This window comes from Spirillospora sp. NPDC048819 (assembly GCF_040650055.1).
Classification (GTDB): Bacteria; Actinomycetota; Actinomycetes; order Streptosporangiales; family Streptosporangiaceae; genus Spirillospora.
Map to the genome: position 1 here is coordinate 18,020 of NZ_JBEZGN010000016.1, position 26,104 is coordinate 44,123.

Annotated in this window: 24 protein-coding genes and 2 pseudogenes; 10 read left to right on the forward strand and 16 right to left on the reverse strand. The window is 72.7% G+C overall.

Annotated features, from left to right (window positions below; translation table 11 throughout):
- Positions 1 to 29 precede the first annotated feature (29 nt).
- From AB0C35_RS21700 to AB0C35_RS21730, 7 genes and pseudogenes are all read left to right on the forward strand, one after another.
- Positions 30 to 827, forward strand: a complete 798-nt coding sequence (locus tag AB0C35_RS21700; protein ID WP_358458507.1) for an ABC transporter ATP-binding protein — start codon at positions 30 to 32, stop codon at positions 825 to 827.
- Positions 824 to 1,582, forward strand: coding sequence for an ABC transporter permease subunit (locus AB0C35_RS21705; RefSeq protein WP_358458509.1), 759 nt, complete (start codon positions 824 to 826; stop codon positions 1,580 to 1,582). The genes AB0C35_RS21700 and AB0C35_RS21705 overlap by 4 nt, the downstream gene beginning before the upstream one ends.
- Positions 1,579 to 2,559, forward strand: a complete 981-nt coding sequence (locus AB0C35_RS21710) for an ABC transporter substrate-binding protein (protein ID WP_358458511.1) — start codon at positions 1,579 to 1,581, stop codon at positions 2,557 to 2,559. The genes AB0C35_RS21705 and AB0C35_RS21710 overlap by 4 nt, the downstream gene beginning before the upstream one ends.
- Before the next feature lie 7 nt (positions 2,560 to 2,566).
- Complete coding sequence (locus tag AB0C35_RS21715) at positions 2,567 to 3,376, forward strand: ABC transporter permease subunit (protein WP_358458513.1); 810 nt, start codon at positions 2,567 to 2,569, stop codon at positions 3,374 to 3,376.
- Positions 3,377 to 3,434: 58 nt separating this feature from the next.
- Positions 3,435 to 4,304: a fumarylacetoacetate hydrolase family protein gene (locus AB0C35_RS21720; protein ID WP_358458515.1), complete on the forward strand. Its 870-nt coding sequence runs from the start codon at positions 3,435 to 3,437 to the stop codon at positions 4,302 to 4,304.
- Positions 4,305 to 4,416: 112 nt separating this feature from the next.
- A pseudogene (locus AB0C35_RS21725) lies at positions 4,417 to 4,624 on the forward strand (hypothetical protein); the annotation flags it as partial.
- A 72-nt stretch (positions 4,625 to 4,696) separates the two neighbouring features.
- Positions 4,697 to 5,002, forward strand: a pseudogene (locus tag AB0C35_RS21730) (fumarylacetoacetate hydrolase family protein); the annotation flags it as partial.
- Positions 5,003 to 5,030: 28 nt separating this feature from the next.
- Here AB0C35_RS21730 and AB0C35_RS21735 read toward each other — a convergent pair.
- From AB0C35_RS21735 to AB0C35_RS21760, 6 genes are all read right to left on the reverse strand, one after another.
- Positions 5,031 to 6,398 (reverse strand): alkaline phosphatase PhoX, encoded by a 1,368-nt coding sequence (locus AB0C35_RS21735; RefSeq protein ID WP_358458517.1) that lies wholly within the window; start codon positions 6,396 to 6,398, stop codon positions 5,031 to 5,033.
- 105 nt (positions 6,399 to 6,503) lie between these two features.
- The gene (locus AB0C35_RS21740) at positions 6,504 to 7,985 is read right to left on the reverse strand and encodes a CoA-acylating methylmalonate-semialdehyde dehydrogenase (protein ID WP_358458519.1); all 1,482 of its coding nucleotides are present in this window, start codon (positions 7,983 to 7,985) and stop codon (positions 6,504 to 6,506) included.
- Positions 7,986 to 7,995: 10 nt separating this feature from the next.
- Positions 7,996 to 9,846: a 3D-(3,5/4)-trihydroxycyclohexane-1,2-dione acylhydrolase (decyclizing) gene (gene iolD, locus AB0C35_RS21745; RefSeq protein ID WP_358458521.1), complete on the reverse strand. Its 1,851-nt coding sequence runs from the start codon at positions 9,844 to 9,846 to the stop codon at positions 7,996 to 7,998.
- Between the two features lie 22 nt (positions 9,847 to 9,868).
- Positions 9,869 to 10,786 carry a hypothetical protein gene (locus AB0C35_RS21750; RefSeq protein ID WP_358458523.1) on the reverse strand — a complete coding sequence of 306 codons (918 nt, stop codon included), beginning with the start codon at positions 10,784 to 10,786 and terminating at the stop codon, positions 9,869 to 9,871.
- A complete protein-coding gene (iolC, locus tag AB0C35_RS21755) occupies positions 10,783 to 11,745 on the reverse strand; it encodes a 5-dehydro-2-deoxygluconokinase (RefSeq protein ID WP_358458525.1) in 963 nt (320 codons plus the stop codon). The genes AB0C35_RS21750 and iolC overlap by 4 nt, the downstream gene beginning before the upstream one ends.
- Positions 11,742 to 12,623, reverse strand: coding sequence for a TIM barrel protein (locus AB0C35_RS21760; protein WP_358458527.1), 882 nt, complete (start codon positions 12,621 to 12,623; stop codon positions 11,742 to 11,744). The genes iolC and AB0C35_RS21760 overlap by 4 nt, the downstream gene beginning before the upstream one ends.
- Positions 12,624 to 12,789: 166 nt before the next feature.
- Between AB0C35_RS21760 and AB0C35_RS21765 the strand changes: the two genes are divergently transcribed.
- From AB0C35_RS21765 to AB0C35_RS21775, 3 genes are all read left to right on the forward strand, one after another.
- Complete coding sequence (locus AB0C35_RS21765) at positions 12,790 to 13,527, forward strand: GntR family transcriptional regulator (RefSeq protein WP_358458529.1); 738 nt, start codon at positions 12,790 to 12,792, stop codon at positions 13,525 to 13,527.
- A gap of 125 nt (positions 13,528 to 13,652) precedes the next feature.
- Positions 13,653 to 15,017 (forward strand): phytase, encoded by a 1,365-nt coding sequence (locus AB0C35_RS21770; protein WP_358458531.1) that lies wholly within the window; start codon positions 13,653 to 13,655, stop codon positions 15,015 to 15,017.
- A 112-nt stretch (positions 15,018 to 15,129) separates the two neighbouring features.
- Positions 15,130 to 16,074 carry a LacI family DNA-binding transcriptional regulator gene (locus AB0C35_RS21775; protein WP_358458533.1) on the forward strand — a complete coding sequence of 315 codons (945 nt, stop codon included), beginning with the start codon at positions 15,130 to 15,132 and terminating at the stop codon, positions 16,072 to 16,074.
- Here AB0C35_RS21775 and AB0C35_RS21780 read toward each other — a convergent pair.
- The 10 genes from AB0C35_RS21780 to AB0C35_RS21825 are packed head-to-tail and all read right to left on the reverse strand — an operon-like array spanning position 16,064 to position 26,098.
- Positions 16,064 to 16,792, reverse strand: a complete 729-nt coding sequence (locus tag AB0C35_RS21780; RefSeq protein ID WP_358458535.1) for an MBL fold metallo-hydrolase — start codon at positions 16,790 to 16,792, stop codon at positions 16,064 to 16,066. The genes AB0C35_RS21775 and AB0C35_RS21780 overlap by 11 nt on opposite strands.
- Complete coding sequence (locus AB0C35_RS21785; protein ID WP_358458537.1) at positions 16,789 to 17,607, reverse strand: Cof-type HAD-IIB family hydrolase; 819 nt, start codon at positions 17,605 to 17,607, stop codon at positions 16,789 to 16,791. Before AB0C35_RS21785 ends, AB0C35_RS21780 begins: the two co-directional genes overlap by 4 nt.
- A complete protein-coding gene (locus AB0C35_RS21790) occupies positions 17,604 to 18,416 on the reverse strand; it encodes an inositol monophosphatase family protein (RefSeq protein WP_358458539.1) in 813 nt (270 codons plus the stop codon). Before AB0C35_RS21790 ends, AB0C35_RS21785 begins: the two co-directional genes overlap by 4 nt.
- A complete protein-coding gene (locus tag AB0C35_RS21795; RefSeq protein WP_358458541.1) occupies positions 18,413 to 19,198 on the reverse strand; it encodes an HAD family hydrolase in 786 nt (261 codons plus the stop codon). Before AB0C35_RS21795 ends, AB0C35_RS21790 begins: the two co-directional genes overlap by 4 nt.
- Entirely contained in the window at positions 19,195 to 20,331 is a 1,137-nt protein-coding gene (locus AB0C35_RS21800; RefSeq protein ID WP_358458543.1) for an ABC transporter ATP-binding protein, read from the reverse strand. The genes AB0C35_RS21795 and AB0C35_RS21800 overlap by 4 nt, the downstream gene beginning before the upstream one ends.
- Before the next feature lie 3 nt (positions 20,332 to 20,334).
- On the reverse strand, positions 20,335 to 22,155 hold the full coding sequence (locus AB0C35_RS21805) for an iron ABC transporter permease (protein ID WP_358458545.1): 1,821 nt from the start codon (positions 22,153 to 22,155) through the stop codon (positions 20,335 to 20,337).
- A gap of 60 nt (positions 22,156 to 22,215) precedes the next feature.
- The gene (locus tag AB0C35_RS21810) at positions 22,216 to 23,409 is read right to left on the reverse strand and encodes an ABC transporter substrate-binding protein (protein ID WP_358458547.1); all 1,194 of its coding nucleotides are present in this window, start codon (positions 23,407 to 23,409) and stop codon (positions 22,216 to 22,218) included.
- Between the two features lie 60 nt (positions 23,410 to 23,469).
- The gene (locus tag AB0C35_RS21815; protein WP_358458549.1) at positions 23,470 to 24,129 is read right to left on the reverse strand and encodes a DUF47 family protein; all 660 of its coding nucleotides are present in this window, start codon (positions 24,127 to 24,129) and stop codon (positions 23,470 to 23,472) included.
- Positions 24,126 to 25,106 carry an inorganic phosphate transporter gene (locus AB0C35_RS21820; RefSeq protein ID WP_358458551.1) on the reverse strand — a complete coding sequence of 327 codons (981 nt, stop codon included), beginning with the start codon at positions 25,104 to 25,106 and terminating at the stop codon, positions 24,126 to 24,128. Before AB0C35_RS21820 ends, AB0C35_RS21815 begins: the two co-directional genes overlap by 4 nt.
- Positions 25,103 to 26,098, reverse strand: a complete 996-nt coding sequence (locus AB0C35_RS21825; protein ID WP_358458553.1) for a Gfo/Idh/MocA family oxidoreductase — start codon at positions 26,096 to 26,098, stop codon at positions 25,103 to 25,105. The genes AB0C35_RS21820 and AB0C35_RS21825 overlap by 4 nt, the downstream gene beginning before the upstream one ends.
- Positions 26,099 to 26,104 lie beyond the last annotated feature (6 nt).

The window sequence follows — 26,104 nt, forward strand, 5'->3', positions numbered from 1 at the left end:
TCATGGCCCGGCAGTGCGAGGAACCCACCATGACCAGCACCGTCCCGGACGACACGGCGCCGCCCCGGGTGGTCGCGCGCGACCTCGCCCTCGCCTACGGGGAGACCACGGCGGCGACCGGCCTGACCTTCGACGTCCGGCCCGGCGAGTTCGTCAGCTTCATCGGCCCCTCCGGATGCGGCAAGAGCTCCGCCCTGCGCGCCGTCGGGGGCCTCCTCGAACCCGCCGCCGGGGAGCTGCTCGTGGACGGGACGCCCGTCGCGGGCCCGCGCCCGCGCGACGTCTCCTTCGTCTTCCAGGACCTGGCCCTGTACCCGTGGCGGAGCGCCGTGCGCAATGTGGAGATCGCGCTGCAGTTCGCCGGTGTCGGCCGCGCCGAGCGCCGGACCCGGGCCATGGAGGCCCTGCACGCGGTCGGGCTCGGCGACGTCCCGCACCGCTTCCCGGACCAGCTCTCCGGCGGGATGCGGCAGCGTGTCGCGATCGCACGGGCGCTGGTGTCGGACGCCTCGCTCCTGCTGCTGGACGAGCCGTTCGCCGCACTGGACGAGCTGTCCCGGACGAAGATCGGCGAGCAGCTCGCCACGCTGCTGGAAGAGCACGGCAAGACGGTGCTGTTCGTGACGCACAGCCTGTCGGAGGCGGTGTACCTGTCCGACCGCGTCATCGTGATGACCCCGCGCCCGGCGACGATCAAGGAGATCATCGAGGTTCCGCTGGCGCGTCCCCGCGAGCCGCGGGTGCTGCGCACCCCCGGATTCCACGCGCTCACCGACCGGCTGTCGGCGCTCCTGCTGGAGGACGACGTCCCAGGGGACCCGCGGTGATCGCCCCGCGCCGCGCGCTCGTCTACGCGGGGACCGTCGCGGCGGTCCTGGCCGCCTGGTGGCTGCTGTCGGCCACCGGGGCGGTCGCGCCGCTGCTGCTGCCGACGATCGGCAGCGTCGTGCAGGTGCTGGCCGACCTGGCCGGCGAGCCGTCGAAGCTCGTCGAGCCGATCGGCACCACTCTGCGGGAGACGGCGACCGCGTTCGGGATCGCGGTGCTGCTCGCGCTGCCCGTCGGCCTGCTGACCGGCTCCTCGCGGCTGCTGCGGCGCGCCTACGAGCCGATCCTCACCAGCATGAGCGTGCTGCCGCTCGTGATCCTGTACCCGGTGCTCGCGGCGACGCTCGGGGTGGGCTCCCAGTCGAAGATCATGCTGGGGCTGCTGTACGCCTTCTTCCCCGTCGCCATCGCGACGGCCCGCGCGACGGCGAACGTGGACGGCCGCCTGATCACCGCCGCCCGCATGATGGGCGCGACCCGCGCGCAGTGGCTGCGCGGCGTCGTCCTGCCCGCCGTCCTCGGCCCGGTCCTCGCCGCCATGCGGGTGTCGCTCGGGCTCGCCCTCGTCACGGTCATCGCGGCGGAGTTCATCGCCGGCGCCGCCGGCATCGGCTACCAGCTCGGCACCACCAGCCAGGGACTGGACAGCCCCGGGCTCTTCGCCTGGATCGTGATCGCCTGCCTGGTCACGGTCGCCGTCAACCTCCTGTTCTCGGTCACCACCCTCGTCCTCCAGAAAGGCGTCACCCGATGAACCTCACCCTCAAGATCGCCGCGGTCGCGGCGCTGTGCGCCTCCGCGCTCACCGCGTGCGGCGGCGACGACGCGTCCGGCCCGTCCACCTCGATCAAGATCGGGCTCGTCCAGGCGCAGGACTTCGTGCACGCCATGCCCGCCCGGGTGGCCGTGAAGCAGGGATTCTTCAAGGAGGAGGGCCTTGAGGTGAGCGTCGTGGACTTCACCTCCGGCTCCGACCTCACCAAGGCGATGACCGGCGGCTCCATCGACGTCGGCGCCGCGACCGGGCTGGACGCGGTGTCGGGCGCGGCGAAGAACCTGGAGACGCAGGCGTTCTTCGGCGTCATGGCGAAGAGCCCGATGGCGCTGATCGTCCCGCGGGACTCCGGCATCACGGGCTTCTCCGGCCTCGCGGGCAAGAAGGTCGGGATCTCCAAGGTGGGGTCGCTGACCGACTACATGATCCGCGCGACGGCGGACGCCTCCGGGGTCACCGCCGAGGAGATCAAGAAGGTTCCGCTCGGCGCCCCGTCCGCGACGATGGCGGCGATGAAGCGCGGCGACATCGACGCGTTCGTCCTGCCCGTCAACTTCGGCTTCCTGCTGGCGTCCAAGAACGAGGGCAAGATCGCGCAGCGGGCGTCGGAGGTGCTCGGCCCCGAGTCCCAGTTCGCGCTGCTGATGGCCAAGAAGTCCTACATCGGCGAGAACGAGGCGAACCTGCGCAAGCTCGCGAAGGCCTACACCCGGTCGATCGAGTGGATGAAGGCCAACCGGCAGCCGGCCATCGACCTCGCGGTGGCCGAGGTCGGCATGCCGGCGCCGCTCGCGGGACAGACCTACGACGCGCTGATCGGCGACTTCACACCGGACGGCGCGCTGAGCACGGCGGGGCTCGCGGACTACGCCAAGGCCCTGCCCAAGCTCGGCATCGCGACCTCGTCGCCCGCCGAGGAGTCCTACCTCAGCACCCAGATCATCACGGCGAAATGAGCAGGCCATGACCACCGTCACCCGGTCCGCGACGGCGCGCGAGCCGTCGCGCGCCGGGCGCGGCGAGGCCGCCGGCGCCCAGCTCGTCCGCTGGGCGACCGTGCTCGGGCTGATCGGCGCCTGGGAGGCGCTGACCCGCTTCGCTTCGGGAGGCGGCGACTACCTCACCTCGCCCAGCCTCATCGTCGCCGACGGGCTGCCGGACGTGCTGACCCGCGAGTCGCTGACGCTCGTGGGGTACACGACCTACCGGTTCCTGATCGCCTTCCTGATCACCGCCGTCGCGGGCACCGCGGTGGGCCTGCTGCTCGGCCGCCTGAACAAGCACGTCTACCTCGGCGGCCGGGACGTGGTGTCCATCCTGTACGCGCTGCCGATGGCGCCCTTCTACCCGCTGTTCGTGCTGTGGCTGGGGCTCGGCGACGGCTCGGAGATCGCGTTCGGCGCCATCCACGGGATCATGCCGGTGATCCTGATGACGATGACGGCCGCCGCGGCGGTCGAGCCGTCCGTCCTGGACTCCGGCCGGGCCATGGGCGCCGGCCGGCTGCGCCGGGCGCTGCACCTCATCGTCCCGGCCTGCCTGCCCGACATCGTCGGCGCACTCAAGATCGGCGCGGCGCTGTCGCTGCTGGGCGTGCTGCTGGCCGAGCTGATGATCTCGGTCGACGGCGTCGGCACGTTCATCGCCCTGCAGATCACCAACCAGCGGGCCGCCGCGCTGGACGCCATGGTGATCGTCGTCTGTGCGGGGGCGCTCGCCGTCAACGCCGCGCTGTCGGCGGCCGAGCGGCGTGCGTCACGCGGGCGTTCCTGACCGCACACCTTCCTTCACCTCACGGTCCTTCACCTCACGATTCGGGGAACCGACAACGATGAAACTGATCACTTTTGACGACGGCCGGGTCGGCCGCCTGGACGGCGAGGACGTCATCGAACTCGACGTCCCCTCCACGCGCGCGTACTTCGAACGCGAGGGACGCGTCGGCGAAACCGGGGAGCGGCTGAAGCTGCGCGACGTCCGGCTGCGGGCGCCGATCCGGCCGAAGAAGTTCTTCCACACCGCCGGCAACTTCGCCGACCACCACGAGGAACTCCAGGCCGTCAACTGGTCCCACCCGGTGCACAAGGGCATCGTCTTCTTCCAGAACGTCGATGCGATCATCGGCCCGGACGACCCGGTCGTCTACCCCGAGCACCTCACGAAGGAGCTGGACTACGAACTGGAGCTGGCCGTCATCATCGGCAAGCCCGGCAAGTTCTTCGGACCCGAGCAGGCGCTGGAGCACATCGCCGGGTTCACCGTCTTCAACGACATCACGGCACGCGACATCCAGCGCCGCGAGATGGAGTCCGGGGTCTTCTCCTTCAGCAAGGCCATCGACACGTTCTGCCCGATCGGCCCGTGGATCGTCACCGCCGACGAGATCGGCGACATGCAGAACCTCGCGATGGAACTGCGGGTGAACGGCGAGACGCGGCAGACCGGGCACACCAAGCAGATGCGGGTGTCGATCCCGCATCTGGTCGCCTACCACTCCCCCCAGGTTTACAGCGCCGGAGACATCCTCACCACCGGGACCGTGTCGGGCGTCGCCGCCGTCCAGCCTGACCCGTTCGGCTTCTACCTGCGTCCCGGGGACGTCGTGGAGGCCGAGATCGAGGGAGTCGGCCTGCTGCGCAACCCCGTCGTCTCCTGGCGGGACGCCTACGGCGAGCCGGCGCCGGAACGGGTCGGCTGGTGAGGTTCGCGAACCTGAACGGCCGGGCCGCCGTCATCGCCGGGGACGCGGCCGTCGACGTCGCCGGGGCGAGCGGGGGCCGGTTCCCCGCCGACCCGCAGGCCGTCCTCGCCGAATGGGACGCGTTCAGAGACTGGGCGGCGGCCCTGGACGCGGCGCGCGGCGAGCCGTTCGCGGTGGAGGACCTCGGACCGCCGCTCCCCGCCCGGCCCAGGTGTTCGCGATCGGCATCAACTACGCCGAGCACGCGCACGAGGCGGGGTACCCGCCCGAGTCCGCGCCCGTGACCTTCACCAAGTTCCCCAGCTGCCTCGCCGGACCCGTCTGCGACGTCGAACTGCCGTCCGGCACCGTGGACTGGGAGGTGGAGATGGTGGTCGCGGTCGCCCGCGACACCGTCCGCGTCCGTCTCGTGCAGCCTCTCCGGCGAGACCATGCAGAACGCGCGCACCTCGGCGATGATCTACGACGTTCCCGAGCTGCTCGTCCGGCTCTCCCGGGTCTGCCGGCTGTTCCCCGGCGACCTCGTCTTCACCGGGACTCCGTCCGGCGTCGGCAACGCCCGCACGCCCAAGCGGTTCATCCGTCCGGGTGAGGTTCTGGTCAGCGAACTGGAAGGCGTGGGCCGCCTGACACAGCGGTTTGTCGCGGCACGCGAGAACGCCGACCGCGGGGTGCCGTCGCCACCGGCGCTCCGATGACGACAACACGCCGCAAGTCGGCGAGGGGTCAGCCGCGCAGGCGGTGCCAGGGGCCGGTGACGGCGAACGTCGCGCCGGGGCCGGACTGGCGGTTGAAGAACAGCGTGCGCCCGTCCGGGGAGAACGTGACGCCGGTGAACTCGCTGCCGTTGAGGGCGTTGCGGGCCATCGCGAACGGCTCGTCCTTACGTGTGGTGCCGACGAGGTACTGCTCGCCGTCGCCGTCCTCGGCCAGGATCACGCCGCCGCCGTACGGGGAGACCGTGATGTTGTCCGGGCCGTCGAAGCGGCCGCCCGGCTTGAAGATGAGCTGGAGCTCGACCTCGTTGCGGCGCGGGTCGTAGGTCCAGACCTGGCCCGCGTGGTCGCCGGCGGCGCCGTCCTCCTTGCTGGAGAAGCTGGCGACGAAGTACGCCTTGCCGTGCCCCCACCAGGCGCCTTCGAGCTTCTGGCTCCGCGTGACGTCGCCGTCCTCGAACTGCTTGCGGATGGACGTCTGCTTCGCGAGCGGGTCGGGGACGTCCACCCACCGGGCGCGCAGCCGGGTCCCGGGCTCGGTGACGAGCGACAGGTCCGGGACGCCGGGGACGTTCAGCGCCTCCAGCTTCCCGCCCGCCAGGTAGGCGTGGTAGCCGCCGCGGTGGGCGCGGGGACGGAACCGGAAGAACAGGCCGAACGGCCTGGACGCGTCCTCGGTGAGGTAGGCGGTGAGCGTGTGCGGGTCGACGGCGACGGCCTCGTGCGCGAAGCGGCCGAGCCCCGTCAGCGGGACGGGCTCGGTCCGCCGGCCGTACGGGTCGACCTCGAAGACCCAGCCGTGGCTCTTGCTCTCTCCGCCGATCCCCTCGGTCTCCTCGCACGTCAGCCAGGTCCCCCAGGGGGTGCGGCCGCCGGCGCAGTTCACCGCCGTCCCGGCGAGGCTGACGTACTGCGACAGGAGGTTTCCGTGGCGGTCGACCTCAAGGGTGCTCGTGCCGCCGTTGGCGACCGGGTCGTAGGTCAGCGCCGGGGTCCCGACGGCACGGGTGCCGTTGGTGCCCTGCTCGTGGTTGAGGACCAGCAGGGTGTTGCCGGGGCGTCCATGGCCGCCCCGGCCGCGGCCCTGGTCGCCGCGGCCGTGGCCGCGCGCGGAGAACGTGGCCATCCCGTCGTGGTGGCCGGGGACGACGACGCCGTCGGAGATGGGGTCGCCCTCCGTCGACAGCGTCTTGTACGAGAAACCCTTGGGCAGGTCCAGGACGCCCTCGGGGTCGGGGACGAGCGGACCGTAGCCGTACGCCTCCCCGGTGTCGGCACCTGCGGACGTCTGGAAGATTCCGTCCAGGCTTCCGGCGAGGGCGATGGACAGCGCGCCGGCCGCGCCGCCCTTGACGACTCCACGGCGAGTCACGGACATGGGCACTCCTTCACGTGAGGGGATCACGCGGGAGCCTGGTCGCCGCCCCTGAACCACCGATGAACGATCACCGGCCGGGCGGCGAACCCCCAGGACAATCTTGATTCAGCGGGCCGTCGGGAAGGCCATGCCGGGCGCCTCGGACGGCCGGGACGGCTCCGGCCACCGGCTCGTGACCGCCTTGGCGCGCGTGTAGAACCGCACGCCCTCCGGCCCGTGGACGTGGGTGTCGCCGAACAGCGACGCCTTCCAGCCGCCGAAGGAGTAGAACGCCATCGGCACCGGGACCGGGACGTTCACCCCGATCATCCCGACGTGGACGGCCCGCTGGAACCGCCGCGCCGCCTCCCCGGACGAGGTGAAGATCGCCGTCCCGTTGCCGTAGGGGTTGGCGTTCACCAGCGCGATCGCCTCGCCGAGCGTCCCGGCGCGCAGGACGATCAGGACGGGCCCGAAGATCTCCTCCTCGTAGGCGGGCATGCCGGTGGTGACGCCGTCGAGGAGGCAGGGGCCGACGAAGAAGCCGGGGCCGGGCAGGTCGCGTCCGTCCACGACGATCTTCGCGCCCGCCTCCTCGGCCGCCAGGACGTGCCCGGCGACGCGGTCCCGCGCCGCCGCGCTGATCAGCGGCCCCATCCCGGTGGCCGGGTCGGTGCCCGGCCCGACCCTGATCGCGCGGGCCCGGCCGGCGAGCCGGTCGATCAGCGGGTCCGCCGCGTCCCCGACGGCGACCGCCACCGAGATCGCCATGCAGCGCTGCCCCGCCGACCCGTACGCCGCCGCGGTGATCTGGTCGGCGGCCACGTCGAGATCCGCGTCGGGGAGGACGACCGCGTGGTTCTTGGCGCCGCCGAGGGCCTGGACCCGCTTGCCTTCGGCGCTCGCCGTCCCGTGGACGCGCCGGGCGACGGGCGTGGACCCGACGAACGACACCGCCGCCACGTCCGGGTGCCTGATCAGCGCGTCCGCGGTCTCGCCGTCGCCGTGCAGGACGTTGAACACCCCGTCGGGCAGCCCGGCCTCCGCGTACAGCTCGGCGATCAGGTTGGACGCGGACGGGACGCGCTCGCTCGGCTTGAGCACGAACGCGTTCCCGCAGGCGATCGCGATCGGGTGCATCCACAGCGGCACCATCACGGGGAAGTTGAACGGGACGATCCCGGCGCACACCCCGAGCGGCTGCCGGAACGAGAACGCGTCGACGCCGGACGACACCTGGTCGGAGTACTCGCCCTTGAGCGCCTGCGGGATCCCGCACGCGAACTCGACGACCTCCCGCCCCCGGACGACCTCGCCGCGCGCGTCGTCGAGCACCTTGCCGTGCTCGGCGGTGACGAGGCGGGCCAGCTCGTCCTCGTGCCGCTCCAGCAGGTCGCGCAGCGCGAACATGACCCGTGTCCGGCGGGTCAGCGACACCTCCCGCCAGGACTCGAAGGCCCGCGCGGCGGCGCCCACGGCCAGGTCCACCTCGGCTTCGCGTCCGAGGACCACCTCCCCCCGCCGCCGTCCGGTCGCCGGGTCGTGAACCGGCGCCGCGATGCTCCCGCCGACCGGGACACCGCCGATCCGGTGCTGGATTGAAGTCATGGGGTTCCCCTCACAGGTAGCGGCGTCGGGTCTTCTTGCCGTCGTCATAGCGGGCGCGGGCCCGCCGGGTGTGCTCCAGCGCCGACGCCTCGGCGACCGGGACGTCCCACCAGGCGCCGCTGTCCGGCGCCTGGACGAGCGGGTCGGTCTCCACATGGACGACCGTCGTCCGCGGCGAGGCGATCGCCTTGCGCAGCGCGGCGCGGAATCCGTCGGCGCCGTCCGCGCGGATCACGTCGGCGCCGAGGCTGGCGGCGTTGGCGGCCAGGTCGACCGGGAGCGTCTCGCCGTCGAGTCCGGTGTCGGTCCGGGTGCGGTGGCGGGTGCCGAACCTTTGTGCGCCGACCGATTCCGACAGGTTCCCGATGGAGGCGTAGCCGTGGTTCTGGACCAGGACGACGATCAGCTTGACCCCCTCGGCGACCGCCGTGGTCAGCTCCTGGGCCATCATCAGGTACGACCCGTCCCCGACCAGGACGAACACCTCCCGGTCCGGGGCGGCCATCTTCACGCCGAGACCGCCGGCGATCTCATAGCCCATGCAGGAGTAGCCGTACTCGACGTGGTAGCCCTTGGGGTCGCCGGCCCGCCACAGCTTGTGCAGGTCGCCCGGCATGGAACCGGCGGCGCACACCACGACGTCCCGGGGCCCGGCCTCGGCATTGACGATCCCGATGACCTCCGGCTGCGCCGGTGTTTCCGCGTTCCGGGGCGCATACGCCAGGTCGACTTGGGCGTTCCAGTCGGTCATCAGGGCCCGGGTCCGGTCCCGGTAGGCGGCCGGGACGCTGTAGCCGTCCACTGCCGCGTTCAGGCCCCGGATGCCCTCCCGCGCGTCGGCGACAACAGAGACGCCCGCGAGTTTGGCGGCGTCGAACCCCGCGACGTTGACGTTGACGAACCGCACGCCCGGGTCGGCGAACAAGCTATGGGACGCGGTGGTGAAGTCGCTGTAACGGGTGCCGACGCCGATGACGACATCGGCCTCACGCGCCAGGGCATTCGCGGCCGTCGTGCCCGTCGCGCCGATGGCGCCCACCGCACACGCGTGATCCCACGGCAGAGCGCCCTTGCCCGCCTGGGTCTCGGCCACCGGGATACCGGTCCGCTCGGCGAAAGCCCGCAGATCGTCGGTGGCGCGGGAGTAGATGACCCCGCCGCCCGCCACGATCAGCGGACGCTCAGCGCCCCGCAGGACGGCCGACGTCTCCTCCAGCGCGGCGAGTTCGGGCACCGGCCGCGCGATGCGCCACACCCGCGGCGCGAACAACTCATCCGGCCAGTCATACGCCTCGGCCTGCACATCCTGCGGCAGCGCCAACGTCACCGCGCCCGTCTCGGCCGGATCGGTCAGCACCCGCATCGCCGCCAGCAACGCACTGGGCAACTGCTCAGCACGATTGATCCGATCCCAGTACCTCGACACCGGCTTGAAACAATCGTTCACCGACACGTCGTATGACCGGGCGTCCTCCAGCTCCTGCAACACCGGATTGGCTGGACGCGTAGCGAACACATCACCCGGCAAGAGCAGCACCGGCAACCGGTTGACGGTGGCCAGCGCCGCCCCGGTCACCATGTTGGTCGCCCCAGGCCCGATCGACGTCGTACACGCGAACGCGGCCAGCCGATCGCTCATCCGGGCATACCCGGCGGCGGCGTGCACCATCGCCTGCTCATTACGCGCCATGTAGTACGGCAGATCCTCGGCGTACTCCAGCAGTGCCTGCCCGACACCGGCGACATTGCCGTGCCCGAAGATGCCGAAACAGCCCGCGAAGAACCGCCGCCGCTCCCCGTCCCGCTCGCTGTACTGCGCCGCCAGGAAACGCACCAGCGCCTGACCCACCGTCAGCCTCATGACCGTCCCTCCGCCAGGTGGTTCACAGGATCTCCACCGCCGCGTCGACGGCTCCCGCGACGTCGCCGTTCGCGGGGTACAGCAGGGAGCGGCCGACGACCAGGCCGCGGACGGTCGGCAGCCGCATGGCCCGCCGCCAGCCGTCCAGCGCGGCGCGCTGGTCGTCGGCGACCTCGCCGCCGAGGAGCAGCGCCGGGAGCGTCGAGGCGGCCATCACCCGCGCCATGTCCTGGACGACGGGCACCTTCAGCCAGGTGTGCGCCGACGTGGCGCCGAGCCCGGACGCGATCGAGATCGCCCTGATCATCGCCTCGGGAGACAGGTCGTTGCGGACCCGGCCGCCCGACCGCCGCGCGATGAACGGCTCGACCATCGCCATCAGGCCGTGCCCGGCGAGCGCGGACACCGCCCGCGCGCAGCTCTCCAGGGTGCGGGCGGTCGCCGGATCGTCGTCGTCGACGCGCAGGAGCACCTTGCCGCCGTCGAGCCGCGACGCGGCGATCGCGTCGGCGCTGTAGGCGGTGAAGCGGTCGTCGATCTCGAAGGACGCCCCGGTCAGGCCGCCCCTGTTCATCGAGCCGATCACGGTCTTGCCTTCGAGGACGCCGAGCAGGAGCAGGTCCTCGACCACGTCGGGGGTGGCGAGGACGCCGTCGACGCCCGGCCGTTCCAGCGCCGTGCACAGCCGGTCCAGCAGTTCGCCGCGGTCGGCCATGGCGAGCGGGTCGCCGCCGGCGGCGAGGGCGCCGCGGGCCGGGTGGTCGGCGGCAACGAGCATCAGCCGCCCGGTCTCGCCGAGCAGCGCCGGGCGCCTGCCGCGCTCGGCGGCGGCCTCGGCGATGGACTCGGGGCGGAACGCGCGCCGGTCGGCCAGCGCCGCGATCCGTCCAGCCCGCGATCCCGCGCGGGCGTCACCGGTGTCCCGCATCTCGACGCTCACGCGGCGGTCCCCCTCAGCAGCGCCGTAACCTCGTCGCCGTCCGGCATCGCGGCCGCGCAGGCCAGCCGGGAGGCGACGATCGCGCCGGCGGCGTTGGCGAAGCCGACGACGCGCGGCAGGTCCCAGCCGGACAGCAGCCCGTGGCAGAGCGCACCGCCGAACGCGTCGCCCGCGCCCAGGCCGTTGACGACCTCGACGGGCAGCGGCGGCGACTCGGCGGTCTCGCCGCCGGCGGCGACCGCGAGGACGCCGTCCGGTCCGCGTTTGACGACGGCGAGCCGGACGCCCCGGTCGAGCAGCGCGCGGGCGGCGCGCTCCGGGTCGTTCTCGCCGACGGCGACCTCGCATTCGGCGACGTTCCCGACCGCGACGGTGGCGTGCCGGAGCGCCTCGTCCGCCCAGCGCCGCGCCTCCTGCGGGGACTCCCAGAACGTGGGCCGGTGGTCGAGGTCGAGGACGGTGAGGTCCGCGCGGCGGCGGGCGGCCAGTGCGGTGAGCGTCGCCGTCCTGGACGGTTCGGCGCACAGGCCCGTCATCGTCGCCCACAGCACCCCGGCCGCCTCGATCGCGGGCAGGTCGAGTTCTTCGGCCCGTATCTCCAGGTCGGGTGCCTTGGGGTGGCGGTAGAAGTACAGCGGGAAGTCGTCGGGCGGGAAGAGCTCGCAGAAGGTCACCGGGGTCGGCAGCTCCGCGACCTCCGCGACGAACCCGTCGTCGACGCCGTACTCGGCGAGGGCGCGGCGCACGAAGCGTCCGAACGGGTCGGCGCCGGTGCGGGTGATCACGGCGGTGCGGCGGCCGTGCCGGGCGGCGGCGACCGCGACGTTGGTGGCGCTTCCGCCGAGGAACCTGGCGAACGTGTCGACCTCGTCCAGGCCGACGCCGGACCGCAGCGGATACAGGTCGATGCCGACGCGGCCCATCGTGATGACGTCGAAGGACGCCGTTCCGTCCGTCATGAGGTGATCCCGGCGAGGAAGCCGACGCATGCGCGCACGTCTTCCAGCGGACCGGCGCCCGGGTCGGGCTCGTGGTCGATGACGGTGTCCTGCTCCAGGACGTACCAGCCGTCGTAGCCGGCGCCTTCGAGGGAGCCGATGATGCCGCCGATGTCGATGTCGCCCGCGCCGAGCGGCCGGTAGACGCCGGCGCGGACGGCGTCGGTGTAGGGCGTCGCGCCGCGGCGGACGGCGTCGGCGAGCGCGGCGTCGACGTCCTTGAGGTGGACGTGGGCGACGCGTCCGGGGACGCGGGCGGCCAGCTCGGCCGGGTCGGTGCCGCCGATCAGCAGGTGGCCGGTGTCCAGGCACAGCGGGACGCCTGAGCCGTCGAGGACGCGCCGGACCTCGCCCGACCCCTCCACCATCGTCCCGACGTGCGGGTGCAGCACCGCGCGGACGCCCGCCTCGGCGGCGAGGGAGTCGATCCGGTCGAGGTTGGCGAGCAGGGCCGTCCAGCCCGCCGCGTCGAGCGGGGGACGCCTGTCGTAGCCGTCGAGGCCGTGGACGGCGGCCAGGACCAGCGTCAGGCCCGGTTTGGAGCGTTCCATACCGAAACCGGACAGAATCCGCCGTATCTCGGGCAGCGGGTCGCGTCCGGGATCGTGGAGCACGACGGGCGCGAAGCCGCCGGCGGGACGCAGCCCGTGCTCGGCCAGCAGTGCGGCGCGTTCGGCCGCGCCGGGCGGCAGGAAGCCGTCCGGGCCGAACTCCGTGGCGGCGAGCCCGAGGTCGCGCATCTCCGCGAGCACCCGTCCGGGCGCCATCTGATGCCCCCAGCCCGGGACCTCGCAGACCCCCCACGAGATCGGGGCTCCCGCGACGCGGTCGTTGATCATCGGCTTACCATCTCCCCAGCGAGGCGCCCGGCCCCGGAGCCGGAACCGGCCCCGCCGAGTCTGCTGAACATGCTGAAGGCATGTCAATAGTTTGTTAGGACATTATGAGGTAATAAGTTAAACACACAAACGCGGGTACGATCGTTCCGAGGAGAGGAGGCGATGCGTGTACCGACCGCGCGTGACCGTGGACCGGGCCAGCCCCGTCCCGCTGTACTACCAGCTCGCCCAGCAGCTCGAGGCGGCGATCCGGGCCGGTGAGCCCGCCCCGGGCACCCGGCTGGAGAACGAGGTGGAGCTCGCCGACCGCTGCGGGCTGTCGCGACCGACCGTCCGCCAGGCCATCCAGCACCTGGTGGACCGTGGCCTGCTGGTGCGCAAGCGCGGCGTCGGCACCCAGGTGGTGCAGTCGGAGATCCGCCGCCCCGTCGAGCTCAGCAGCCTGCACGACGACCTGGCGGCGGCCGGCCGGGACCCGCGCACGGAGGTCCTCGAACTCGGCCCGGTCCCGGCCGATGACAAGGTCGCCAAGGAGCTGGGCGTCCCGCCCGGCGCCGAGGTCACCCGGATGCGCCGGATGCGCTACACCGGCGAGGAGCCGCTCGCCCTGCTCACCAACTACCTGCCCCTCGACCTGATCAAGGTGACCGAGGCCGACCTCACCGAGCACGGCCTGTACGAGCTGCTCCGCGGCACCGGCATCAACCTGCGCATCGCGAACCAGACCATCGGCGCCCGCGGCGCGACGGCGGCCGAGGCCCGGCTGCTGGACGAGCGGCGCGGCGTCCCCCTGCTGACCATGAACCGCACCGCCTTCGACGACAAGGGCGCGGCGGTCGAGTACGGCTGCCACGTCTACCGGGCGGACCGCTACTCCTTCGCCCTCACCCTCGTCGAACGCTGACCCCGCGGCGCGGCCGCGGGCGAACCTCCGGTGAAATCCGGTTGATCGATTAGAGCGCTCTATTGAATTAGAGCGCTCTAACGCTTACGGTTCAGGCGTCCGCACCTCGCATCAGGAGGAACCCGATGCACCTGAAACCCACCCCCCGAGGCATCCGCCGCGCACCCCGCCTGGCGGCGGCCGCCACCACCGTGGCGCTCGCCGCCGCCGTCCTGCCCGCCGTCCCCGCGGCGGCCCAGGGCGACGAGCTCGCCCTGGTCCAGGCCCGCCTGGAGACCCCTCCGGTCTTCGACGACGACGCGGGCGGCAACGCCAACGCCGACGACCCCGCCATCTGGAGCCACCCCGACGACCGGGACGGCGACCTGGTCATCGCCACCCTCAAGGAGGGCGGGCTCGCGGTGTACGACGCCGCCGGCAACGAGATCCAGCGCCTCGCCGCACCGGCGGCGCCCCGACCCGGCGACACGGTCGGCCGGTTCAACAACGTCGACCTGGTCTACGGCTTCCGGCTCGGCGGCGAGAGGACCGACCTCGCCGTCGTGTCCGACCGCGGCCGGGACACCGTCCGGACGTACGCGATCGACCCCGACCTGGCCGAACAGGGCCAGGCGCCGCTCACCGACGTCACCGACCCCGGTGTCACACCCGTCTTCTCGGCCTCCCAGGACGAGGTCAACGAGGAGCGCACCGCCTACGGGCTCGCGTCCTGGACGGACTCGCACGGCAGGTCCTACGCGGCGGTCAGCCGCGCCGACACCTCGCGGCTCGGCCTCGTCCGCCTGGAGGCGACCCGCACCGGCACGGTCACCTACCGGCACCTCGGCAACGTCGACCTGCCCACGTCGTTCTCGCTGCCGGGCGGCGGCACCTGGACGCCGTGCGGCGATCCCGGCGAGGGCCCGCAGGTCGAGGGGATGGTCGCCGACACCGAGAACGGCGCCCTGTTCGCCGCGCAGGAGGACGTCGGCATCTGGCGCATCCCGATGTCCGGCGGCGCGCCGGTGCTCCTGCACAAGGTCAAGCAGTACGGCGTCCCGGCCACCTACAACCCGGTGACCGACGAGTGCGAGGTGAGCGGGCCCGACCCGGGCGTGGGCGGCGAGCACCTGACGGCCGACGCCGAAGGGCTCAGCGTCTACCGGCAGGACGACGGCGAGGGCTACCTGATCGCCTCCAGCCAGGGCGACAACACCTTCGCCGTCTTCGACCGCGAGGACCCGGAGGACTACATCGGCCGCTTCCGCATCGCTCCGGGCGCCACCGTGGACGGCTCCGAGGTGTGCGACGGCGCGATGGTGACCAGCGCCCCGATCGGGGGCTTCTCCGACGGCCTCCTCGTCGTCCACGACGGCGTCGACACCCCCGACGAGGTCGACGGGGACGGCGAGGTCCGCGAGAAGACCAACTTCAAGTTCGTGGCCTGGGAGGATGTGGCCCAGCCGCTCGACCTGGACGTCACGCCCGGCGACTGGGACCCGAGAGACTGAGCGACCCGGGAGACTGAGCGACCCGAGAATCTGAGCCGCACCCGACCCGGTGAGCCGCCGTCATGGAGCCCCCCATGGCGGCGGCTCACCGCCGACCCTTGGAGAGCACCGCATGGCCCACCCGACCCTGGAGGACGTCGCGGCCCGCGCCGGGGTGTCCCGCGCGCTGGTGTCCCTGGTGATGCGCGGCTCCCCCAAGGTCGGCCGGGAACGCCGCGAGGCCGTGCTCGAAGCGGCCCGCGAACTCGGTTACCGGCCCAACGCCATGGCGCGCGGTCTCGCGGCGGGCCGGACGGGCATCGTCGGGGTGCTGCTGGCCGACCTCCACGAGCCGGTGAGCGCCGCGATCCACGACGGCCTGGCCGAGGAGGCCGCCCGGCGCGACGTCCGGCTGCTGCTGACCACGGGACGCGGCCGTCCCGCACTGGAGCGCACCGCCCTGGAGGACCTTCTCGACCTGCGCCTGGACGGCGTCGTCCTCGCCTACCCCCGCATCACCGCCGCCGAGATCGGCCGGGCCGCGGCCGGCTCGCCGGTCACCGTCGTCGGACGCGCGCTCCGGTCGGCCGGCGTCGACTGCGTCACCGGCGACGACGCCGCGGCCGTGGACCGGGCGATCGCGCACCTGACGTCGCTCGGGCACAGCCGCATCGCCTGCCTCGACCTCGGCTCCCGCCCGTCCCCGCTGCGCCGCACCTGCGCGGCCGTGCTCGGCCGCACCGCCGTCCTGACCGATCCGGACGAGCCGTGGCGCGCACCGGAGCCGCCGACCGCCGTGCTCGCGCTCGGCGACGCGACCGGCGCCGCCGCCCTCACCGCCCTGCTGCGCGCCGGGCGGAACGTCCCCGGGGACGTGTCCCTGATCGTCCACGGCGATCCCCCGGGCGCCCGTTCGGCGCCGGTCACCACGATCGCCCCGCCGCCCCGCGAGCTGGGGCGCCTGGCGATGGCCGCCCTCCTGGACCGGATCCGCGACGGCGCCCCGGCGAAGGCGCGGCGCCTAACCGTCCCGCCGCTGCTGACCGAGCGCGGCACCACCGGCCCGGTCAGGCGATGACGCGCAGACCCGGGGCCGCCAGCGAGATCGGGCCCGCGTAGACGTCCCGCGCCGCGCGCAGAGCCTCGGCCGGGTCCGCCCACGGGCGCAGATGCGTGAGGACGAGATGCCCGGCGCCGGCCTCCTTCGCCAGGCCGGCCGCCTGCGCCGGAGTCAGATGCGCCCGGTCGGAGCCGGGCGTCGCCACGGACGCGGCGGCCTCGCACAGGAGGACGTCGGTGCCCTGCGCGAGCTTCAGCAGCTCGTCGCATTCCCCGGAGTCGCCCGAATAGGTGAGGGACGCGCCGCCCGCCGTGACCCGGACGGCCAGGGCGGGCACCGAATGCCGCACCGGCGCCGTCTCGACGGTGAACGGCCCGAACACGGACGGGCCGGGGGCCGCGTCCACCCACCGCAGGCCGTCCGCGTAGGCGGGCGGCGACGGGCCGGCCACCTTCGCGCACGTCCCCGCCGGAGCCAGGACGGGCAGCGGCGCCGACGGCCCGCGGCGGTCCCGGACGTAGGCGAGCGGGATCAGGTCCGAGCAGTGGTCGCGATGCGCATGGCTGACGACCACGGCGTCGATCGCGCACGGGTCGGCGAAGCGCTGCAGCGGGCCGAGCGACCCCGTCCCGGCGTCCAGCAGGAGCCGGAAGCCGTCGCGCTCCAGCAGGTAGCAGGAGCAGGCGGCCTCCGGCCCCGGGACCGTTCCCGCGCAGCCGACGACGGTCAGGATCACGGCAGGACGCGTGCCACGAGGTCGGCGACGGCGCCGTCCGCGCACGCGCCTACCACGAGATCGGCGGCGGCGCGGACGGACTCGGCGCCGTCGCCGACCGCCGCGCCGAGCCCGGCGGCCTGGATCATGTCGAGGTCGTTCGGGTTGTCGCCGATCGCCGCGATCTCGGCCAGCGCCACGCCCCGCGCGGCGGCCAGTTCGCGCAGCGCCGTGCCCTTGGTGGCGCCGGTGGGCAGCACCTCCAGGTAGGTGTCCTCGGAGCGGACGAGGGTGGCGCCCGGGATCGCCTCGGACACGGTCCGTTCGGCCGGGTCCATCAGCTCGGGGCGGTCGCAGATCAGCATGACCTTGATGATGTCGTCGAACGGCAGCTCGCCCCATGAGCCGATCTCGGTGAGCCCGATCCCGTCGCGCCGGGCGTACTCCGCCAGCGTCGGCGAGGTGGCCCGGACGTGGGCGCGGCCGCCGCTGAACGCGACCGGCCAGACCCCCTCGGGCAGCTCGCCGAACAGCGACGTCAGCTTCGCCCACACCACCACGCTCAGGCAGCGCCGGTGCAGGACGGCGCCGGTGCTCAGGTCGACCACCCGCGCGCCGTTGTAGAGGATCGCCGGGGTGGTGAGGCCGAGCGTGCGGTAGTACGGGAGCGCGGCCTCCTCGCCGCGCCCGGTGGCGATGACGACCGTCCCGCCCGCCGCGGCGAAGCGGCGCAGCGCGGCCAGGCTCGCCTCGACGATCTTCAGGTCGCGGCCGACGAGGGTCCCGTCCAGGTCGGTGACGATCCAGTCGACGGTGCGGACGCCGGTGGTGCTCATGCGCCGGTCACTTCGAGCATGACGGAGCCGTCGAGGTCGAACCCGCCGACGCACGCCAGGTAGCCGGGGGCCTCGTGGTCGGGCGCGCCGGGCGCGCCGCCGAGCGGCAGGTACGTCCCGCCCGCCTGCCGGACCAGCAGCAGCGCCGCGGTGACGTCCCACGCGTTGATGGACGGGTCGAACGCGACATCGGTCCAGCCGGCGGCGACGTGCGCGAGGGTGAGCGCGGCGCTGCCGGGGCGGCGCAGCGTCGCGAACGCGTCCACCATCATGCCGAAGCGGCGCAGGGCGTCGTCGCGGTCGCCGGCCAGTTCGCGGGCGCTCGGATAGGACGTGGCGACGACGGCGGTCGCGTCGCGGGCGGCGCCCCTGCTCTCGATGCGCTCGCCGTCGCAGGTCGCGCCGCCGAGGGACGCGCTGAACATCTCGTCCCGCACCGGGTCGTACACCGCGCCCGCGACGACCTCGCCGCCGGCGACGGCGCCGATGGACACGCAGAAGAACGGCAGGCCGACGGCGAAGTTGGCGGTGCCGTCGATGGGGTCGACGTACCAGCGGATGTCGCCGTCGGCCCCCTGCGCGCCGCCCTCCTCGCCCACGACGACGCTGCCCGGGGTCTCCTTGCCGAGCACCTCCCGGATCGTTTCCTCCGCCGCGCGGTCGTGCTCGGTGACCGGGTCGTGCATGTCGCGCTTGGTGTCGACCTCGGGACGCGAGCGGAACGCCGCCCGCAGCCGGTCCCCCGTGGCGCGAGCGGCGAGCTCGGCGATTCCGGCGAGCTCCCGCGAAGCGGGCACATCGACGTTCATTCGTCTCCTTCGATCGCGTTGGTGAGCAGTTCGAGCAGCTCGTGCCCGTCGTCGACGACGGCGTCTGGACGGTACCTGACCTCGTACGGAACGTCGTAGGTGCCCTTGGCGACCATCAGCACGTTGCCGCCGACACCGGCGCGCCGCCCGCATACCACGTCCCGGTCGAAGTTGTCGCCGACGTACCAGGCGTCCCCGGGGTCGACGCCGAGGGCACGGGTCGCGATCCAGATCATCTCCGGGTTGGGTTTGCGGACGCCGGCCTCGTCGCTGTAGACCTCCAGGGCCAGTTTGCCCGCCAGACCCGTCGCCGCCGTGTAGTCGCGGTGAACGGCGCCCGACAGCGAGTTGCTGACCACCGCGCAGGCGATGCCGAGGCCGGCGGCGGTGTCCAGCAGTTCGGGGATGCCGGGGCGGGTGCGGCGGTCCTGACGCAGTTCGCCCATCCGCTTGCACAGCGGCGTCGCCTGCGCGACGACGAACTGGCGGGCGGGCGCGGGCCAGTCGGCGGCGACGTAGTCGCCCCAGAACGCGGTGTGGGTCATCTCCGGCGGCGCGTACGGGCGGGACATCGCGTCCTTCCAGTACTTGTCCGCCGCGGAGCCCGCCTTGATGTCGGCCTCGACGGCTGCGGCGTCGAGGTCATGGCATCCGGCCCGGGTGAGGGCCGCGTGCACCTCCTTGGCCAGCGCCGCCGACCATCCCGGGCGCCGGGACGTCTCGACCAGCACGCCGCCGAAGTCCAGCAGCAGCGCCCGCGGCCGGGGAAGGGAAGGGGTCACGACGCCGCCTTCTGGACGGGGGCGGCCGCGTCGTCCCACGCGTCCATCCGGGAGCCGTCCCGGCCGAACAGGTGGAGGCGGGCGGGCCGCGCCCAGCAGTGGAGCCGGTCGCCCGGCTCGGCTTCGGGGCTCTCGTGTGTGACGGCGAACATCTCGGTGTCCAGGACGCGCAGCTGGACGGTCCAGCTCGACCCGGTCGGCAGGACGGTCTCGATGACGGCCTCGTCCGACCAGGCCCCCTCGGGCACGTCGTCCCGCGACCGCGCCAGCTTGAGCGCCTCGGGCCTGATGCCCGCGCACCCCGGCCTCCCCACGCCGGCGTGTTCCGCCACGTACCGCAGGAGGGAGCCGGCAACGCCGTCCGGCTCGCCTTCGCCGATGCCGACGATGTTCATCGGCGGGCTCCCCACGAACTCGGCGACGAACCGGTTGACGGGACGTTCGTACATTTCCATCGGCGGCGCCACCTGCTGCAGTTCCCCCTCGGACATGACCGCGATGTGCGTGGCCATCGTCATGGCCTCCATCTGATCATGCGTGACGAACACGACGGTCGCGCGCGTCTCCTCGTGGATGCGTTTCAGCTCCGTCCGCATCTCCAGGCGGAGCCGCGCGTCCAGGTTGGACAGCGGCTCGTCCAGCAGGAGGACGTCCGGGTCGACGGCGAGCATGCGGGCCAGCGCGACACGCTGCTGCTGCCCGCCGGACAGCTGGGACGGGTAGCGGTCCATGCACTCGGCGACGTGCACCTTCTCCAGCGCCTCCTTGGCGCGGGCCTTGCGGCGCTCGGCCGGCACCTTGCGCATCCGCAGCCCGAACTCGGTGTTGCCGAGGACGGTGAGGTGCGGCCAGAGCGCGTAGTTCTGGAACACGAGGCCCATGTCCCGCTTCTCCGGCGGCACGTAGATCCCGCGTTCCACCGAGTCCAGGACCCGGTCCCCGACGGTGATCTCACCCCGGGTCGGCTGCTCCAGCCCGGCGATCATGCGCAGGGTGGTCGTCTTGCCGCAGCCGGACGGTCCGAGCAGGCAGGTGAACGACCCGTCGGGGATGGTGAGGTCGAGATCCTGCACCGCCGCGCGGCCGCCGCCGCCGTAGTGCTTGACCACCCCGCTGAGCGTGATGTCCGGCATTGATCAACCTCCGATGCCCGAGGCCAGGCTGCTCTTGGTGAGCCGCTGGGCCAGGTAGGTCATGGTGAACGAGAGCAGGGCGATGATGAGCACGACCCCGTTGGCGAGCTGGGTGTAGCCGTACTCGACGAGGCCGATGGACAGCGTGGTCAGCAACTGCGTGCCGGACGTCGTCAGCATGATGACGATGCTGAGTTCCTTCAGCCCGGAGATGAACGGCAGCACCACGCCGGTGACGAGCGCGCCCTTCTGGATCGGGATGATGATCCGGATCATCCGGGTCGGCCAGCGCGCACCGCTGATCTGCGCGGCCTCCTCCGGTTCCCGGCCGAGCTGCATCATCGCCGAGATCCCCGACCTGGACGAGTACGGCAGGTGCGTCACGACCATCACCAGGACGAGCAGTGTGATCGTCCCGTAGAGGGCCGGGATGGGGCCGCGCTGGACGGCGAACAGCGACAGGCAGGCCGCGGCGAACGCGATGCCGGGAACCAGGTAGGGCAGGAACGACACCTGCCGCAGGAACGCGGAGACCCGGCTTCCGGCGCCGCGCACCACCACGTACCCGATCAGCAGCCCGAAGAAGCCGCAGATGAGGGCGGCGAGGCCGACGATCCGCAGGCTGTTCCAGGCCGCGTCCCACATCTGGTTGCCGCGCAGCACGCCGTGCGGGAACCCGACGGCGCCCTCGATCTTGGCGCCGAACCAGTAGTCGAGGGTGAAGTTGTCGGCGCTGAAGACGCCGGGGGTCTTGGTGATGGTCGAGAAGAACAGCGTCAGCACGGGGATGACGACGCTCACGGCGAACACCCCCGCCGCGAGGGCGAACGCGGGCCAGCGCCAGCGGCGCAGGTCGCTGCGGCGGTCCATCGCGCCCTTGCCGCCGACCGTGACGAACCGGCGCTGCTCCCGCACGAGCCGGGTGTCGATGATCACGACGAGCACGCCGACGAGCACGATCACGCCCGCCAGGGTCGAGGCGACGCCGGTGCTGCGGTCCCTGATGGCGTGGTAGAGGCTCGTGGACAGGACCTTGTAGTCGCTGGGCAGGCCGAGGATGTACGGGGTGCCGAACGTGCCGAGGACGCGGCCGAGGACGAGCAGCACCGCCGATGACAGGGCGGGCAGCATGAGCGGCAGCGTGATACGGCGCAGCACCGTCCGGCCGCCGGCGCCGAGGATGCGCGCCGAGTCTTCGAGCTGCGAGTCGATGCGGCGCAGCGCGTTGCCGAACAGCAGCAGGACGAACGGGTAGTAGTGCAGGCCGAGCGTGATGATGATGGGCACCGGCCCGTAGGCGAGCCAGTCCGGTGTGTGGATCCCGGCGCCCTGCAGGTAGCCGACCTGCCCGCCGGAGCGCTCGTTCTTGAACAGCGACAGCCACGCCAGCGCGAACGTCCAGGACGGCAGCATGTAGGGGACGACCAGCGCCCCGGCCAGGAACTTGCGGCCGGGCACGTTGGTGCGGGTGACGAGCCACGCCATCGACCCGCCGACGACGAGGGCGAACACGATGACGCCGACCCCGATCGTGAGGGTGTGCACCAGCGGTTCCCAGAACAGCAGCCGGCTGACGGGCGAGCGGAACACCCGCCACAGGTAGTAGCTCGTCCACGAGCCGGACTCCTGGCCGGTGCGGGTGTCGTCGCCGTACTGGACGCGTCCCGCGTCCGAGATGACCGAGACGAGGGGGGCGATGACGAGGTAGAGCAGCGCGACGCTCAGCACGAGGCCGAGCAGCACGGTGGGGTCACGCAGAAGCACGCGCAGCTTGTAGAGCACGCGCCGGCCGCGTGACGGCCGTGCGGGGGCGGCGACCGCCATGGACGATTCCTCCGGGGTGGGGCCCGGCGGGTCACGAACGCGACCCGCCGGGACGAGAGATCAGGAGTGGTTGACGCGCCAGAAGTCCTGCATCCCCTGGCGGGCGCGGAAGTCCGCGGGCAGCGACTCCGGCGAGAACGTGTACAGCTCGGTCGGCCAGTCGGTCAGCCCCGGAGGGGTGTTCGGGCTCTGCCCGACCGACTTGTTGCCCGACACTCCGCCGCTACCGGCCTCCAGGCTGAAGCCCTCCTTCGTCATCGCGAAGTGGACGAAGAGCTTGGCGGCGTTCGGGTGCTTGGAGCCGGTCGCGATCGTGGCGTACTTGGGGTACATGAAGCCGGACCACGGCGTGAGGCCCTCGCAGACCCGCATGTCGTACTTCTTCTGCTCGATGTCGCGGAACTTCGCGGTCGACAGCAGGCCGATCTTCACCTGGGTCTGGTTGGGGGCCGAGATCCCGGCCGCGACGTCCTCGTCCTCACCGGTCAGGATCGGGTCGTTCTTCGCGAGCCGCTTCACCCACTCGTGGACGGCGTCCTTCTCGTCGGTCTTGAGCTCGCCCTTGCCGAGCTTGCCGTAGGCGGCGGCCAGCTTGTCCCCGCCCTTCTCCGACATCTGGGTGAACCACTGGATGAAGATCCCCTTGCCGAGGGGGTCCTGCATCATCACCTTGCCCTTCCACTTGGGGTCGGTGAGCTCCCACATGTTCTTCACCGGGCAGCCGTCGGGACTGAGCTTCGGGTTGTAGAGGAACACGTAGCCCTTGGAGATCATCACCAGCGGGTTGCGGTCCTTCTCCTCGATGTTCGCGGCCAGGTCCGGCGGGATCCAGGTCTTGACGATCTTCTGCGGGAGGAGCTGCGAGACGAGCATCGGGCCGTCCTCGAACAGGCTGACGTCGATCGTGACGTTCTTGGCCTGCGCCTCCCGCGTCATCTTCTCCGCGGTCGCGGCGGCCTTGGACTTCACGCCCTCCGCCTTGATCCCGTACTTCTTCTCGAACTCCTTGGCCATGTCCTTGACGTCGCCGCTGCCGTCGTAGACCAGAACGCTGCCCTCCTTCTTCGCGGCGGCGATGAGCGCTTGCAGGTCGAAGGACGCGGCGTCCTCGACGGTGACGGACGGCAGGGGCTCGCCGGCCCCGGCCTCGCCGCTGCTCGACGGCGCGCAGGCGCCCAGCGCCGCGGTGGCGAGCGCGGCCAGCACGGCTACGCCGGCCCGTGCCCGGTGGCCTCTCGGATTGCTGCGGATCATGGTGGGTTCTCTCCTTGCGGATCGCCGTGGGCCCCCGGACCTGCGGCTTCATGGGTACGGCTAGTGACTGCGTTTGAGCATTGCGTCCGAGAGCGCGTCGGCGGCCTCACCGAGGCGCCGACCGACCGCGTCGAGCCGGTCGAGCAGTTCCCGCTTGCGCAGGACGTCGATGTCGAGCGGCCCGCCGAACAACTCGGTGAGGGCCGCCTGCCGGGTCTCCCGGACACGGTTGCCGGCCTTGCGCGCGCCCAGCGCCGCGATGGTGACCGCGGCGGGCTCGGCGAGGACCTTCCGGACGGCGGTGTCGAGGGCGGTCAGCCCTTCCAGCACCGCGTCCAGCGGGGGTACGGCGAAGCCGAGTCCGGGCGGCCCGAACATGTCGGCCTCGCGGACGAAGTCGCGGAGGTTGTCCAGGACGTCGTCGACGGAGCGGGAGAGCCGGTAGAGGTCCTCCCTGTCGATGGGGGTGGCGAGGACGCCGCGCAGCATCGCGGCGAGCGCGGCCCGCTCGGCGTCGCCGGCGTGCTCGATGTCGGCCATCCGGGCGCGGGCCCGGCCGGACGGGGTGCGCCCGGCGGCCATCTCGCGGGCCAGTTCGGCGCCGTCGCGGGCCGCGCTGACCTGCAGCGCGACCTGCCCGATCACCCGGTCACCCGTCCGGCCGCGCAGATCGTCCCAGACGAGCCTCATCCGCCGGACGGGCCGGATCGCCGCGCTCACAGCGTCCTCATCGCCAGGCCGCCGAGCGCGCCGGCGGCGAACGCGAGCGGCAGCGTGAACACCCACGCCGCGCCGATGCCGAGGACGTTCTGCCAGCGCACCCGGGACGTGCCCTCGCTGGCGGCGACGCCCACGACCCCGGCGGTGATGGACTGCGTCATGCTGACGGGGGCGCCGGCGATAGAGCTGGCCGCGACCGATGCGGCGGCGGCCGCCTCGGTGGACACCACGTGCAGCGGGCGGGCGAGCACCAGCCCGCGTCCCAGCCGGTCCCCCACCCGGTGGACGGCGCTCAGCGCCCCGGCGCAGAACACGACCGCGATCGCGGCGAGCACCAGCGGGGTCGGCTGGACCGGCCCGACCGCGCCGAGTTTGCGGGTGGACACGACGTGCCGCGCGACGCTGACGACGGCGAGCATCTTCTGCCCGTCGTTGGCGGCGTAGGCGGCGCACTGGGCGCTGTAGGCGAGGACGTGGACGGCTCGCAGCGCGCCGGACATCCGGGTGAAGGACGGCACGCGCCGCGAGGCGCGGCCGAGCGCGTACCCGGCGCACAGGCCGACCAGCGGCGCCGCCGCCCCGATGAGCAGGACGAGGGCGATCCCGCGCCAGGAGACGTCCAGGCCCATGCCGAGCCCGGCGCCGCCGATGCCGCCGACGATCGCGAGCGTCAGGCTCGTCGGCAGCCCCCGTCTGGACAGGCCGCCGACGACGGCGAGCGCGACGGTGACGCCGAGGAGGAAGGCGAGCGCGCCGCGCCGGTCGCCGAGGTCGGTGAGGCCCTCGGTGAACGTCCGGGCGACCGTGACGGTGAACTGCGGGACGACGACGAGCGGCACGAGCAGCAGCGCGGCCAGCGGCAGCATCGGCGAGCGGGGGAAGCGCCCGCTGAGGCCGAGCAGCGCCGCGCCGTCGTTGACCCCGGTGACCCACACGAACGCCAGCGCCACAGCGGCGAACGCGATCGCCCAGGTCATCGCAGCTCCGCGAGTGCGACGCGGCGGCCCTCGCGCAGCGACAGCGTGGCCGCCTCGGCGATGAAGAACGCCTCCAGCGCCTCGTCGACCGTGCACGGGCTGGCCACGGTTCCCTTGGCCATTTCTAGGAACGTTCCAATCTCGCTCGCGTAGGCGGGTTCGAAACGCTCCCAGAAGTCCGTCCACGCGTCGCCGGACGGCCAGTCGACGCCGGGTTCGGCCGACCGGATCGCGGCGCGCTCGTCCAGGCCGACGACCCATGTTCCGGCGGTGCCCGACAGTTCCATCCGGACGTCGTAGCCGGCGCCGTTGTACCGCGAGCCCTGCAGCGTCACGATCGTCCCGTCGTCCAGGACCATGACGGCGGCGCTGGTGTCCACGTCGCCCGCCGCCGCGAAGTAGGCGTCCCCGCGGTTGGCGCCGACGGCGGTCACCGACTCGACCTCCCGCCCGGTGACCCAGCGCAGGATGTCGAAGTCGTGGATGTGGCAGTCGCGGAAGATCCCGCCGGACGAGCGGACGTAGTCGGCGCCCGGCGGGGCGGGGTCGGCGGTGACGAGGTGGACGCGGTGCAGGCTGCCGAGCCGTCCGTCCTGCACGGCGCGCCGGGCCGCCGCGTAGCCGGCGTCGAACCGGCGCTGGAAGCCGATGTGCACGGGGACGCCCGTCTTGGCGGCGCGGTCGCGGACCTCCAGCGTCGTCCGCAGGTCGGGCGCGACGGGCTTCTCGCAGAACGCGGGGACGCCCGCGTCGCAGGCGCGGACGAGCAGTTCGGCGTGGGTGGAGGTGGGGGTGGCGATCACCACCGCGTCCAGGCCGGCGCCGAACACGGCGTCCGGGACGTCGGCGCGCGCTCCGAGCGGGCCGGCGAGCGCCTCGGCGCGGCGCCGGTCGGCGTCGCCGATCAGCAGGTCGCCCACCAGGGGGTGCCCGCCCAGGAACCGGGCGTGCCACGCCCCGATCCTCCCCGCGCCCAACAGTCCGACCCGCATGCTGTG

Bases quoted from the DNA above. Each gene is read 5' to 3' on its own strand.
- AB0C35_RS21700 (WP_358458507.1), top strand. From the start codon at position 30: ATGACCAGCACCGTCCCGGACGACACGGCGCCGCCCCGGGTGGTCGCG.
- AB0C35_RS21710 (WP_358458511.1), top strand. From the start codon at position 1,579: ATGAACCTCACCCTCAAGATCGCCGCGGTCGCGGCGCTGTGCGCCTCC.
- AB0C35_RS21715 (WP_358458513.1), top strand. From the start codon at position 2,567: ATGACCACCGTCACCCGGTCCGCGACGGCGCGCGAGCCGTCGCGCGCC.
- AB0C35_RS21720 (WP_358458515.1), top strand. From the start codon at position 3,435: ATGAAACTGATCACTTTTGACGACGGCCGGGTCGGCCGCCTGGACGGC.
- AB0C35_RS21735 (WP_358458517.1), bottom strand. From the start codon at position 6,398: ATGTCCGTGACTCGCCGTGGAGTCGTCAAGGGCGGCGCGGCCGGCGCG.
- AB0C35_RS21740 (WP_358458519.1), bottom strand. From the start codon at position 7,985: ATGACTTCAATCCAGCACCGGATCGGCGGTGTCCCGGTCGGCGGGAGC.
- iolD (WP_358458521.1), bottom strand. From the start codon at position 9,846: ATGAGGCTGACGGTGGGTCAGGCGCTGGTGCGTTTCCTGGCGGCGCAG.
- iolC (WP_358458525.1), bottom strand. From the start codon at position 11,745: ATGACGGACGGAACGGCGTCCTTCGACGTCATCACGATGGGCCGCGTC.
- AB0C35_RS21760 (WP_358458527.1), bottom strand. From the start codon at position 12,623: ATGATCAACGACCGCGTCGCGGGAGCCCCGATCTCGTGGGGGGTCTGC.
- AB0C35_RS21770 (WP_358458531.1), top strand. From the start codon at position 13,653: ATGCACCTGAAACCCACCCCCCGAGGCATCCGCCGCGCACCCCGCCTG.
- AB0C35_RS21775 (WP_358458533.1), top strand. From the start codon at position 15,130: ATGGCCCACCCGACCCTGGAGGACGTCGCGGCCCGCGCCGGGGTGTCC.
- AB0C35_RS21785 (WP_358458537.1), bottom strand. From the start codon at position 17,607: ATGAGCACCACCGGCGTCCGCACCGTCGACTGGATCGTCACCGACCTG.
- AB0C35_RS21790 (WP_358458539.1), bottom strand. From the start codon at position 18,416: ATGAACGTCGATGTGCCCGCTTCGCGGGAGCTCGCCGGAATCGCCGAG.
- AB0C35_RS21800 (WP_358458543.1), bottom strand. From the start codon at position 20,331: ATGCCGGACATCACGCTCAGCGGGGTGGTCAAGCACTACGGCGGCGGC.
- AB0C35_RS21805 (WP_358458545.1), bottom strand. From the start codon at position 22,155: ATGGCGGTCGCCGCCCCCGCACGGCCGTCACGCGGCCGGCGCGTGCTC.
- AB0C35_RS21810 (WP_358458547.1), bottom strand. From the start codon at position 23,409: ATGATCCGCAGCAATCCGAGAGGCCACCGGGCACGGGCCGGCGTAGCC.
- AB0C35_RS21820 (WP_358458551.1), bottom strand. From the start codon at position 25,106: ATGACCTGGGCGATCGCGTTCGCCGCTGTGGCGCTGGCGTTCGTGTGG.
- AB0C35_RS21825 (WP_358458553.1), bottom strand. From the start codon at position 26,098: ATGCGGGTCGGACTGTTGGGCGCGGGGAGGATCGGGGCGTGGCACGCC.